Consider the following 12,105-nt stretch of genomic DNA (forward strand, 5'->3'; position numbering starts at 1 on the left):
CGGGTGGTCGCTGCGCACGGCGGCACAAGGCTACGGCGCTGATGAAACCACGACGGCGTCCTGGGCCGTGAGTGCCCGCAGCAGGTGGCTGCGCTGCTCCACGATGATGCGCCGCAGTGCGCGCGGGGCGTCGGCGGATGCTGCCAGCCAGTCATCGGTCCTGCGGAGTACAGGGTGGTCCGCAGGTGCCATGCCTTCCGCGAGGTCCTGGTTCAGGGGGAACAGCCCGCGGACAATCCTGCTGGCGATTTCGATGCTCCGCCCGTCCCACACGTCCCGCAGGCACTCAAAGTAGGGTTCCACGTACGGATCCAGGAGGCCGGCCGGGGCAGTGGTGAAGCCGCTGATGGTGGCGCTGAGCTGCTGGTTGGAGAGTGCAGTGCCGTGGACGGCTTCCTGCCACGCGGCGGCCTTGACGGCGGGGTCCGGCCGCGCCGCAACGGCTGTGGCATGGCCGGCGCGCCCGGATGCGGTGGTGTCGCGCGCCAGTTCGGCATCGAGTTCGGCAAGGGTTGCCTGGCCGTTCGCGGCGAGTGCGTGCCAGAGATGCCAGCGGCGTTCGGCGTCCACCGCCAGCCCCTCGAGGGGTGCCGTACCGTCCAGCAGTCCGCGCAGGCGCGGGAGCAGGGCGGGCTCGTGCCTGCTGAGCGTGCCCAGCGTCCTGGCCCACGCCAGCTGGTGGTCGGACCCGGGGGCGGCACGGTCCAGCTCGGCAGCGACGGCCGCCAGGAACGAGGACCGTACACCGTCCCGTCCGGCAGCCGGGGTGTAGCGTTCGACGGCGGTGCAGGCGTTCTCGAGGATGTTCAGCAGGACGCCGATGCCGGTTTCCGCCGGGCCGAACGCCGCCACCGCGTCGACGTAGCGTGCGGCCGGGTTTTCCCCGTCCCGGGCCGAGTTCCACAGCGCCGTCCAGCACAGGGCCCGCGCCATGGGGTCGATGATCCTGTCCAGTGACGCCAGGACAGTGTCCAGGGAGACCGGATCAAGCCGGACCTTGGCGTAGGTCAGGTCGTCGTCGTTGAGGAGCAGTAGCGCTGGCCGCGGCTTGCCCGCCAGGTCCGGAACGGGCGTGGCGGAGCCGTCGACGTCGGTTTCCACACTTCCGGTGCGGACCAGGGCGCCGGAGGCGTCGAAATCGTACAGGCCCACCCGGAGCCGGTGCGGCCTGGGCTTGTCCCGTCCCGTGACCGGGTCCGCGGCCTCCTGGACGATCGCCACACTGCCGATGGCGCCGTCGTCCGTTGCGTCCGGCGTGACCTCCAGGGCGAGGGTGGAGATGCCCGCGGTCTGGAGCCACTTCCGTGCCCAGCCGGACAGGTCCCGGCCGGAGGCGGCGCTGAGTGCCGCCAGGAGGTCCGCCAGGGTGGTGTTGGAGTACGCATGCTTGCGGAAGTACTCCCGCGAGCCTGCGATGAAAGCGTCAAAGCCCACATACGCCACCAGCTGTTTGAGCACCGAGGCGCCCTTGGCGTAGGTGATGCCGTCGAAATTCTGCTTGGCCGCTTCAAGGTCGGGGATGTCCGCCACGATGGGGTGCGTGGTGGGCAGCTGGTCCTGGACGTACGCCCACGCCTTCCGCTTGTTGGCAAAGCTCACCCACGCGGAGTCCCAGCCGGTGGCCCGGTCAACGCCCAGGGTGCCCATGTAGTCGGCGAAGGATTCCTTGAGCCAGAGGTCATCCCACCACTGCATGGTCACCAGGTCGCCGAACCACATATGCGCCATCTCGTGCAGAAGGGTGTTGGCACGTCCCTGGTACTGGGCGTCGGTGGCGCGGGAGGTGAACACGTAGCTGTCGGTGAAGGTGACCAGGCCGGGGTTTTCCATGGCGCCCAGGTTGTACTCCGGCACGAACGCCTGGTCGTACTTGCCCCACGGGTAGGGGTAGGCGAAGAGCCGGTTGAAGAAGTCCAGCCCGTTCCTGGTCACCCGGAACAGCTCCTCCGCATCGAAAGAGTCCGCCATGGACGCCCGGCAGTACAGGGCCAGCGGGATGTCCAGGGAGGTCCCGTCGTCGAGCGTTGCCTGCCAGCGGTCCTCGGCCTTGAAGTAGGGGCCGGCCAGCACGGTGGTGATGTACGTGGACATGGGCTCCGTGGTGGCGAAGTCCCAGCGGGCGGTAGCGGGGTCGCTGGTGAGCAGCGTGCGGGCCGTTTCCACCCCGTTGGATGCCACATGCCAGTCCGCCGGCGCCATGACGTGGAAGGTGAAGGTGGCCTTGAGGTCGGGCTGCTCGAAGTTCGCGAAGACCCGCCTGGCGTCGGCCGGTTCGTACTGCGTGTACAGGTAGCACTGGCCGTCAGCGGGATCCACGAAGCGGTGCATCCCCTCGCCGGAGCGGCTGTACAGGGCGGTGCCCGTGACGGTGACCTGGTTCTCGAGCTGCAGGTTGTCCAGCCGGATCCGCGCCCCGTCCACCACGTCCTCCACCCGCAGGCCCTTGCCGTTGAGGAACACGCTGTGCACCCCGCCGCCGATGAAGTCCAGGAAGGTTGATGTGCCGGCCTCGGCGGCGGAGAAGGTGATGACGCTCCGGCTGGTGTAGCCGGGGACGTCCGGATCCGCTGCCTGCCGCACGTCCAGCGAGACGTCGTAGCTGGTGGTGGTGATCAGGGCTGACCGTTCGGCAGCCTCGTCGCGCTGCAGATTCTGATTCGACACCCAGCTATCTAATCACGGTGCCGGCGCGGGGATCAGCGGGCGATCAGCAGGGCGGCGGCGAGTCCCAGGGCGGCAATCAGGAGCCAGGACGCAAGGGCCGCCAGCAGGGCACGCCCGCCGGTCAGGAGCAGGGTGCGGATCCGCACGGCCGAGCCCAGTCCGAACAGCGCCGCGCCCAGCAGGACGTCCTGCAGCACCGCCCCCGCTTCCAGCCATTCTCCGGACACCCAGCCGGTGGACCGGAGTCCCGCCATCGCCACGAAGCCGAGCACGAACAGCGGCACCACGGGCGGAAGCTTCGGGTCCGCCCCGTCGCTGTCCGGGCGGACCGCGAGACGCTGGTGCGTGCCGGCCATGGCGGCCACCGGTGCCAGCAGCAGGACCCGCGTGAGCTTGACGACGACGGCGATGCCCAGCGCCGCCGTACCTGCGGTTTGCGCCGTGGCCACCACCTGGCCGACGTCGTGCACGGATGCGCCGGTCCAGGCGCCGAAGACGGGCGCGGTGAGCTGGAGCGGATGCACCAGCAGGGGCAGGACGCCGATGGCGAGCGTCCCGCACAGCGTTACCAGGGCCACCGGCAGGACCGTGTCCACGTGCCGGATGCGCCGCACGGCGGCGATGGCGCCGATGGCTGAGGCGCCGCAGATCGAGAACCCGGTGGCCACCAGGAGGGCCGTCACCGGGGGCAGCCGGAAGAGCCGGGAAATCAGGTACGTGCCGCCGAAGCTTGCCGCCACCACCCCGGTGATCAGGACCAGCGAAAGCCAGCCCAGCCCCAGGACATCCATGACGCTGACCTTCAGCCCCAGCAGCACGATCCCGCCGCGCATCAGGTGCTTGCCGGCGAAGTCGAGGCCGGGCCTGGCCCGCCCGGCAGTCCACACGCCCGCCAGTGGCAGGTTCGCCGCCAGGACCCCCAGCACCACGGCCATGGTCATCGCCGGCAGGGCCGGAACCACGGCGTGGACCAGGAATGCGGCCACCAGGCCACCGCGGCGGTGGCCAGTCCGGGAAGCAGCCGGCCAGCGCGGCGGGGCTGTCCCTCACCGGACGCTGGATGGCTTCTGCTGACTGGCACCTCCCTACTGTGCCGGATGCGGCGCGGAATCAGCGAACCGGCGGCCCCGGCCAACACGCCAATTGAGGGCCGGTTTATGAGTTCGAAACAAAAAGATGGTTGGCTATTGGGCATGCCAGACCTATTCCAGGACTACTCCGAGGCCGCAGCCCGGACCGGAGCCTACGATGAGATGTTCGCCCCAGGCCAGCAGGCACGGGACTCGTACGGGCAGGTGGCAGAGGCACTCCGCAAGCTCTCCCTGCTGACGTCAGTGCCCGCGCCGACTCGATGGCCCGCACCTTCCTGGACCGTGGCGTCACCTTCGACTTCGCGGGGGAGGAGCGCCCCTTCCCGCTGGACATCGTGCCGCGGGTCATCCCCGCCGCCGAGTGGGATGTCCTGGAACGCGGCGTCGCGCAGCGCGTGCGCGCGCTGGAGGCGTTCCTTAACGACGTGTACGACAAAATGACCGTGGTGTCCGACGGCGTGATCCCCCGCCAGCTGGTGACCACCAGCGCGCACTTCCACCGGCAGGTCCACGGCTTCGAGCCCGCAGGCGGCGTCCGCGTGCACATCTCGGGCATCGACGTAGTGCGTGACGCTGCCGGGACGTTCCGGGTCCTGGAGGACAACGTGCGCGTCCCGTCGGGTGTCAGCTACGTCCTGGAAAACCGCCGCGCCATGGCCAAGGGCCTGCCCGAAGCGTTCGGCCAGCAGCTCATCCGCCCGGTGGAGGAGTACCCCCGCCGGCTCCTGTCCGCCCTGCGCAAGACCGCACCGGCCGGCGTCGACGACCCCACCGTGGTAGTCCTGACCCCCGGTGTGTTCAACAGCGCCTACTTTGAGCACACGCTGCTCGCGGGCCTGATGGGCGTGGAGCTGGTGGAGGGCCGTGACCTGATCTGCCGCGGAAACCGCGTGTACATGCGCACTACCGCCGGTGAGCAGCGCGTGGACGTCATCTACAAGCGGATCGACGACGACTTCCTGGACCCCCTGCAGTTCCGCGCCGATTCCATGCTCGGCTGCCCGGGCCTGGTCAACGCCGCCCGCGCCGGCGGGGTCACCATCGCCAACGCCGTGGGCAACGGCGTCGCGGACGACAAACTGGTCTACAGTTACGTTCCTGACCTGATCCGCTACTACCTCGGCGAGGAGCCCATCATCGCGAACGTGGACACGTTCCGCCTCGAGGAGAAGGAAGCCCGGGAGTACACCCTGGACAACCTGGCCGAGCTGGTGGTCAAGCCGGTGGACGGCTCCGGCGGCAAGGGCCTGGTGATCGGCCCGGACGCCTCCAAGGACGAGCTGGACGCGCTCCGCCAGCGGATCATCAGTGATCCCCGCGGCTGGATCGCCCAGCCGGTGCTCCAGCTCTCCACCGTGCCCACCCTCAGCGGCGACAAGTTCGGTCCCCGCCACGTGGACCTGCGCCCCTTCGCGGTGAACGACGGCGACAACGTCTGGGTGCTGCCCGGCGGCCTGACCCGTGTGGCGCTGAAGGAAGGGTCGCTGATCGTGAATTCCAGCCAGGGCGGCGGCTCCAAGGACACCTGGGTCCTCGCCGATTCGCCGCAGATGCCCGTGGAAACCGTTCCCCGGCCCTCCATCTCGGTGCGCGAGCGGGTCTCCGTCTGGCCGGTGGAGAGCAACTGGCGCGACCGCCAGTCGGAGCAGCAGCAGTGAGCCGGGATACAGCCCGGCAGAAGTCTTTTCCCTTTTCGGGCCCGCAGGAGGTAGCCGCGAATGCTTAGCCGAATTGCCGAATCCCTGTTCTGGATCGGCCGCTACGTGGAGCGGGCGGACGGCACCGCACGCATCCTGGACGTCCACCTGGAGCGGCTGAACCACCTGCCCATGGAAGAACGCAAGAGCGTGGCCCAGGAACTCCTGGCCGTCATGGGCGCCCGCCCGCAGAACGAGGACTTCGGGCTGCCGGAACTGCTGCACGCCCTTGCCTATGACAAGACCAGTGCCACGTCCATCGCCGGCTCCCTCGGCGCTGCCCGCGAGAACGCACGGCGTGCCCGCGAAACAGTGTCCTCCGGTCTCTGGGAGAGCCTGAACACCACCTATTACGGGCTGAGCCAGCACCGCAAGGACGTGGTGGGCACCTACCGGTTCTGCAACTGGACGCTGGAACGTACAGCCATGGTCAGCGGCCTGGCGGATACCACGGTGAGCCATGACGAGAGCTGGCTGTTCCTGGTGCTGGGCCGCTCCCTGGAACGCGCGGACATGACCGCCCGCATGCTGTCCACCCGGGACGTGCTGTCCGCGGGCATGTCCTGGGTGAACATGCTCCGCTGCGCCGGCGCCTACGAGTCCTTCCTCCGGACCCGCCGGGCGGCCTTCGGCGACCAGCATGCGGCCGAGTTCCTCCTGCTGGACCGGCTGTTCCCGCGCTCCATCGTCTACGCCCTGCGCGACGCCGACGAATGCCTGGCCAAACTCGACCCCTCAGCACAGCGGGTGGGCTTCATCAACGACGCCCGCCGGATCGTGGGCCAGGCCCGCACGTTCCTTGAGTTCCACCGCACCGACGACCTCATGTCCGAGCTGCCGGAACACATGGAGCGCGTGCAGAAGGCAGTGTCGCAGGCATCGGACGCCATTTCCCGTAAGTACTTCAATCAGGCGGATGAACTGGCCTGGGTGGGAGAAGTTTCATGACCCGGCTGAGCATCGCCCACAAGACGGCGTACAAGTACAACAAGCGCGTCACCCTGTCCTACAACGAGGCCAGGATGACGCCGCTGACGGACTCCCAGCAGGTGGTGCTGGAGTCGGTGGTGAAGGTCTCGCCGTCGCAGGCTGCCGTCAGCACCTACCGCGACTACTGGGGCACCCGGGTCACGGGCCTTCGACATGCAGATGCCGCATGAGCACCTGGAGGTGGTCTCCAACATCACCGTCGAGGTCCACCGGGCCGAGAAGATCCCGTCCGAGGCGGACATCGTGGGCTGGGACGTCCTGGCGTCGCCGGACACGCTGAACACGTTCAGCGACTGGCTGCCGCAGTCCCGGCTCAGCGGCCCCGGCGAGGAGGTCCTGGGAATCATCCCGGAGGTGGTTGCCGGGAAGAACCCGCACGAGGCCGCCATGGCCATCTTCGCGTGGATGCGCGGCGAGATGACGTACATGTCCGGTTCCACCGGCGTCACCACCAACGCCGAAGAGGCGTGGGGCCAGCGCCAGGGCGTCTGCCAGGACCTGGCCCACCTTGCGATCGGTGCGCTGCGCAGCTGCGGCATTCCGGCCCGCTACGTCTCCGGCTACCTGCACCCGCGCTCTAGCGCCGGCATCGGGGAGACTGTCGCCGGACAGTCCCACGCCTGGCTGGAGTGGTGGGACGGCGAATGGCGGAGCTGGGACCCCACCAACCACAAGCCGGCGGGCGACTTCCACGTCACCGTGGCACGGGGGCGCGACTACCGTGACGTCTCCCCGCTCAAGGGCATCCTGTCCGGCGGCGGCGGTTCAGCCTGAGCGTGAGCGTGGAGATCACGCAGCTCGCCTGACCAGTCCCGGGTTTGGGCTCCGATTTCCGGGTTTATGGCCGCGTTATTCCGGCGAGGACTTTGCGGCGCTGCTGTGCTGGGTCCACCAGGTCAGGGGATCTGTCACCTTGAACCGGCGTCCGGTCACGCTGTCCGGGGTGACCCGGACGAAGGCATCCTTGTGCCCCGCCTGCCAGGGGAAGAGGTAGAGCCGCGCCGTGTCCAGGACTTCCTCGGTGCCCCTGACCACGGCAGAGGTGCCCTTGAGTACCACGCTCCACGCCATGCCGGTCGAGGGATCCACGCCGTCGGCTTCAAGCGCCACGGGAGAGTCGCCCGAGGCGCCGGACAGCTTGGTGCCTTCGCCGGTACGGAACACTACTGTGCCGCCGTCCACGGTGTAGTTGATGGGGAAGATGTCCGGGCGCCCGTCGACCACGATGGCGAGCCGGCCGACGGATACCGTCCGGAGCATGGCCCAGCATTCATGGTGTTCAAGGTTCTGCACGGCGGACGATGGCTCTTCAGTGGAGGCTGGCTCGGCGTTCATGCCGCGAGCTTACCGCTACCAGGGGCTGGGTTTGTAGTCCTTCAGGAACACGCCGTACTGGTCTTCGCCGTTCTCGCCCATGACGATGGGATCGTAGACGCGGGCGGCGCCGTCCACCAGGTCCAGGGGGGCGTGGAAGCCTTCCTCCATGAGCCGGACCTTGGTGAAGTGGGGGCGTTCGTCGGTGATCCATCCGGTATCGACGGCGGTCATCAGGATCCCGTCCGTCTCCAGCATTTCCTGGGCACTGGTGCGTGTCATCATGTTCAGCGCAGCCTTGGCCATGTTGGTGTGCGGGTGCCCCGGGCCTTTGTAGGCGCGGGAGAACTGGCCTTCCATGGCGGAGACGTTGACAATGTACTTGCGCCGGGCGGTGGACCGTTTCATGGCTTCCCGCAGCCGGCTGACCAGCAGGAACGGCGCGGTGACGTTGCAGAGCTGCACTTCCAGCATTTCCAGCGGGTCCACCTCATCCACCACCTGGGTCCAGCTGTTGATCGTGGCGAGGTCCGGCACCAGCCCGCCGGCATCGATCGCCGTCCCGGACGCGATGCGTTCCAGTGAAGCGGAGCCGGTGGACAGTGCAAGCGATGTGATGGCGTCACCGGCCAGCACGGGATGCTCCGTGACGCTGCCGGCCAGGGCAAGCGGGTGCTTGTCGTGTGCGTGGCCAAAGGTCAGCAGCTCCGGACCGCCGTTGGACCGCTCCAGGGCAGCGGGCAGCGGCTCGTCCTCGGCATCCACCAAAGGCTTGTAGGCGTTGCCGGAGCGGCGGACGGTCTGCGCCGCGTTGTTGATGATGATGTCCAGCGGCCCTGCCTCATTGAGGGAGTCAGTGAGGGCCATGACCTGCGCGGGGTCCCGGAGGTCGATGCCCACGATGCGGAGCCGGTGCAGCCATTCCCCGCTGTCCTCCATGGCGGCGAAGCGGCGCGCGGCGTCCTTGGGGAAGCGCGTGGTGATGGTGGTGTGGGCGCCGTCGCGCAGCAGCCGCAGCGCAATGTACATCCCGATCTTCGCCCGGCCTCCGGTGAGCAGCGCCCGGCGCCCGGTCAGGTCGGTCCGGGCATCGCGCTTGCTGTGGCTGAAGGCAGCGCACTCCGGGCACAGCTGGTGGTAGAAGGCGTCCACCTGCGTGTAGTGCTGTTTGCAGATGTAGCAAGGCCGGGACCGGATGAGATGTCCGGCCACTTTCCCCGTGGCGGAAGGGGCAAGCTTGTTGCCGCGCGTTTCGTCGTCGATCCTGTCCGGCGCGGCGGTTGCCGTCTGGGCAAGGACGGCCCGGTCGGCTTCGGCGATGAGGTCCCGCTTGGTGACCCGGCGGTGCCGCTTGACGGCCTTGAACATCTTCCCGGTGGCGCGGCGCACAGAGATGTAGTCCGGGTGCTCCTCGTCATAGGCGTGGATGGTGTTCAGGACCTTGAGGCAGGCCTGGATTTCCTCAGGGGTCAGGTCGGGGGAGCTCATTAGGCTAATTTTACAGCCCGAAGCGGCAGCTTAAACGCCGCCGGCGGCGCCCCTTGGGGTGCCGCCGGCCACGGAACAGCCAGTCTAGGAGAGCCGGGCGCGGGGACCGGCGTCGGCTGCCGCAGCTGCATGGGTCTGGGCCACCTTGTCCACGGACTCCTGGACATCCGGGTACTGTGCCGCGGCGGCCTTGACCGCGTTGGGGACGAGGTGCAGGTTCCTGGCTGCCAGCTGCCTCTCCTCTTCGCCGGGCTCGGGAACTTTCTGGCCCTTGGCCAGGACGGTGATGCCGGACTCAGTGACCTTGAAGCCGCGCGCCCGGTCCAGGTCGGCGTCGAGTCCGATGGCTGCACCGGCGGGAACCTTGACGTTCTTGTCGATGATGGCCCTGTTGATGACCGCGCCCTCACCCACCTGCACCTTGTCCATCAGGACCGAGTCGATCACGCGGCTGCTCGTTGCCACGTAGACGTCGTTGGACAGGACGGATCCCTCCACCACGCCGCCGGAGATGACCACGCCGCTGGAGACGATGGAGTCGAGCGCCGTGCCCACGGTGTTGTTCTGGCCGCGGACAAACTTGGCGGGCGGGGAGATGCTCTGCCGGGTGTAGATGGGCCATTCGGAGTTGTAGAGGTTGAAGACCGGCAGCGGGGAGATCAGGTCCATGTGCGCGTCGTAGAAGGAGTCGATGGTTCCCACGTCGCGCCAGTAGGTGCGGTCCCGCTCGGTGGATCCCGGAATCTCGTTGAGCGTGAAGTCGTAGACGCCCGCCTCGCCCTGGTTGACGAAGTAGGGGATGATGTCCCCGCCCATGTCGTGCTTGGTGTCCAGCCGTTCGGCGTCGACGTGCAGGGCGTCCACCAGTGCGTCGGCGTCGAAGACGTAGTTGCCCATGGAGGCCAGGAACTGGGTGGGGTCGGCTGCAAGGCCGGGCGTGGAGGCGGGCTTCTCCACGAACGCCGCGATCTTCTGGGGGTCGTTCTGGTCCACCTCGATGACGCCGAACTGGTTGGCCATGTTGAGGGGCTGCCGTACGGCGGCCACCGTCGCCTTGGCGCCACTGTTGACGTGCTGGGCAACCATCTGGGCGAAGTCCATGCGGTATACGTGGTCGGCGCCGACCACCACCACAATGTCCGGGTTGGCGTCGTGGATGAGGTTCAGGGACTGGTAGATGGCGTTGGCGCTGCCCAGGAACCAGCTCTTGCCGACGCGCTGCTGCGCCGGCACCGAGGCAACGTAGTTGCCCAGCTGGGTGGACATCCGCCAGGTCTCGGAGATATGCCGGTCCAGGCTGTGCGACTTGTACTGGGTCAGGACGACGATCTGAAGGTAGCGGGAATTCACCAGGTTGGACAGGGCGAAGTCGATAAGGCGGTAGCTGCCCGCAAAGGGCACCGCCGGTTTCGCGCGGTCTGCCGTCAGTGGCATCAGTCTGTTTCCCTCACCGCCTGCGAGGACAATGGCCAGGACTTTTTTGTTCAACGGCATAGTGGTCGCTCCTGTACGCCTTCGTATCTCCCCAAACAGTCCGGCATGCCCGGACTCCTTCACACTAGAACAGTTATGCGTGAAGGACTACCTTGGGTCTTGTGCGAATAGACATTGTGACTAAAGAGTTCCCGCCGGAGATCTACGGCGGCGCCGGGGTGCATGTGGCCGAATTGAGCAGGGTGCTTAGTAAGCACGTTGACCTGCAGGTTCGTGCTTTTGGGGCTCCCCGCGACGCCGATTACCATGGCGCCCATGTGACGTCCTACTCCGTGCCGGAGGATCTTGGCTCGGCCAACGCCGCCGTCCAGACGCTCGGCGTGGACCTGCGGATCGTTCCGGACGTCGAGGGCGCGGACCTGGTCCATTCGCACACCTGGTACGCCAACATGGCAGGGCACCTGGCCTCGCTGCTGCATGGCATCCCGCACGTCCTGAGCGCCCACAGCCTGGAACCACTGCGTCCGTGGAAGGCCGAACAGCTCGGCGGCGGCTACGCGCTCTCTTCCTGGGTCGAGAAGACCGCCTACGAGGCAGCCGCGGCAATCATCGCCGTGTCCGAGGGCATGCGCCAGGACATCCTGCGCAGCTACCCCAGCGTGGACCCTGAGAAGGTCCGCGTGGTCCACAACGGCATCGACGTTGAACTGTGGAACCGGGACGAGAACGACGACGCCGTCCGCGCCCTGGGCATCGACCCTGCCAAACCGAGCGTCGTGTTTGTGGGCAGGAACACCCGCCAGAAGGGCGTGCCCTACCTCCTCCGGGCCGCAGCGAAGCTGCCCGACGACGTCCAGCTGGTCCTGTGCCTCGGCGCGGCAGACACCCCGGAGCTGGCCGCCGAGACCGCCCGGCTGATCGAGGACCTGCAAAGCCAGCGGACCGGCGTCGTGCTCATTGAACGCATGCTGCCCCGGCACGAACTGATCCAGGTGCTCAGCCACGCCACCGCCTTCGCCTGCCCCTCCATCTACGAGCCGCTCGGCATCGTGAACCTCGAGGCCATGGCCTGCGGCGCTGCCGTCGTAGCCAGCGCCACGGGCGGCATCCCCGAAGTGGTTGAGCACGGCCAGACCGGCCTGCTGGTGGACCTGGAGCAGGTGACGGACGGCACCGGCACGCCGCTGGATCCGGACAAGTTCGTCAGCGAGTTCGCCGCGGCCCTCACCGAAGTCGTGTCGGACCCCGAACGCGCCCGCGCCATGGGCCAGGCGGGCAGGCTCCGTGCCGAGAAGCACTTCTCCTGGGAATCCATCACCGAAACCACGCTTGAGGTGTACCGCTCGGTGCTGCCCGCAGCGCACTGACCCTCCTTCGACAGAACGACGGCGGCGCCGCTTCCCCCGCGGGGGAAGCGGCGGCCGCCG

General features: G+C 67.9%; 6 protein-coding genes and 3 pseudogenes. 4 read left to right on the top strand and 5 right to left on the bottom strand.

Going from position 1 to position 12,105, the window contains the following annotated elements; genetic code table 11:
• Positions 1-30: 30 nt before the first annotated feature.
• Both pepN and G205_RS12485 read right to left on the bottom strand, forming a co-directional pair.
• Positions 31-2,664: an aminopeptidase N gene (gene pepN / locus G205_RS12480; RefSeq protein WP_009358285.1), complete on the bottom strand. Its 2,634-nt coding sequence runs from the start codon at positions 2,662-2,664 to the stop codon at positions 31-33.
• Between the two features lie 32 nt (positions 2,665-2,696).
• Positions 2,697-3,685, bottom strand: a pseudogene (locus tag G205_RS12485) (YeiH family protein).
• Between the two features lie 172 nt (positions 3,686-3,857).
• Here G205_RS12485 and G205_RS12490 point away from each other — a divergent pair.
• The 3 genes and pseudogenes from G205_RS12490 (at position 3,858) to G205_RS12500 (ending at position 7,248) form a co-directional block, all read left to right on the top strand.
• A pseudogene (locus G205_RS12490) lies at positions 3,858-5,413 on the top strand (circularly permuted type 2 ATP-grasp protein).
• A gap of 60 nt (positions 5,414-5,473) precedes the next feature.
• A complete protein-coding gene (locus G205_RS12495) occupies positions 5,474-6,400 on the top strand; it encodes an alpha-E domain-containing protein (protein ID WP_009358288.1) in 927 nt (308 codons plus the stop codon).
• Positions 6,397-7,248, top strand: a pseudogene (locus G205_RS12500) (transglutaminase family protein). The gene G205_RS12495 and the pseudogene G205_RS12500 overlap by 4 nt, the downstream one beginning before the upstream one ends.
• Positions 7,249-7,291: 43 nt before the next feature.
• Here the strand turns inward: G205_RS12500 and G205_RS12505 are convergent.
• The 3 genes from G205_RS12505 to glgC all read right to left on the bottom strand — a co-directional run bounded on the left by G205_RS12505 (position 7,292) and on the right by glgC (position 10,738).
• Entirely contained in the window at positions 7,292-7,777 is a 486-nt protein-coding gene (locus G205_RS12505) for a pyridoxamine 5'-phosphate oxidase family protein (protein WP_009358289.1), read from the bottom strand.
• 15 nt (positions 7,778-7,792) lie between these two features.
• Positions 7,793-9,244 carry an SDR family NAD(P)-dependent oxidoreductase gene (locus tag G205_RS12510; protein WP_009358290.1) on the bottom strand — a complete coding sequence of 484 codons (1,452 nt, stop codon included), beginning with the start codon at positions 9,242-9,244 and terminating at the stop codon, positions 7,793-7,795.
• Between the two features lie 84 nt (positions 9,245-9,328).
• Complete coding sequence (gene glgC / locus G205_RS12515) at positions 9,329-10,738, bottom strand: glucose-1-phosphate adenylyltransferase (RefSeq protein ID WP_009358291.1); 1,410 nt, start codon at positions 10,736-10,738, stop codon at positions 9,329-9,331.
• A 101-nt stretch (positions 10,739-10,839) separates the two neighbouring features.
• Between glgC and glgA the strand changes: the two genes are divergently transcribed.
• The gene (gene glgA / locus G205_RS12520) at positions 10,840-12,045 is read left to right on the top strand and encodes a glycogen synthase (protein ID WP_035752937.1); all 1,206 of its coding nucleotides are present in this window, start codon (positions 10,840-10,842) and stop codon (positions 12,043-12,045) included.
• Positions 12,046-12,105 lie beyond the last annotated feature (60 nt).

The sequence above is a fragment of the Arthrobacter nitrophenolicus genome (genome assembly GCF_000332815.1).
Taxonomy (GTDB): domain Bacteria; phylum Actinomycetota; class Actinomycetes; order Actinomycetales; family Micrococcaceae; genus Arthrobacter; species Arthrobacter nitrophenolicus.

Coding starts and splice junctions, on each gene's coding strand:
- G205_RS12495 (WP_009358288.1), top strand. CDS start 5,474: ATGCTTAGCCGAATTGCCGAATCCCTGTTCTGGATCGGCCGCTACGTG.
- G205_RS12505 (WP_009358289.1), bottom strand. CDS start 7,777: ATGAACGCCGAGCCAGCCTCCACTGAAGAGCCATCGTCCGCCGTGCAG.
- G205_RS12510 (WP_009358290.1), bottom strand. CDS start 9,244: ATGAGCTCCCCCGACCTGACCCCTGAGGAAATCCAGGCCTGCCTCAAG.
- glgC (WP_009358291.1), bottom strand. CDS start 10,738: ATGCCGTTGAACAAAAAAGTCCTGGCCATTGTCCTCGCAGGCGGTGAG.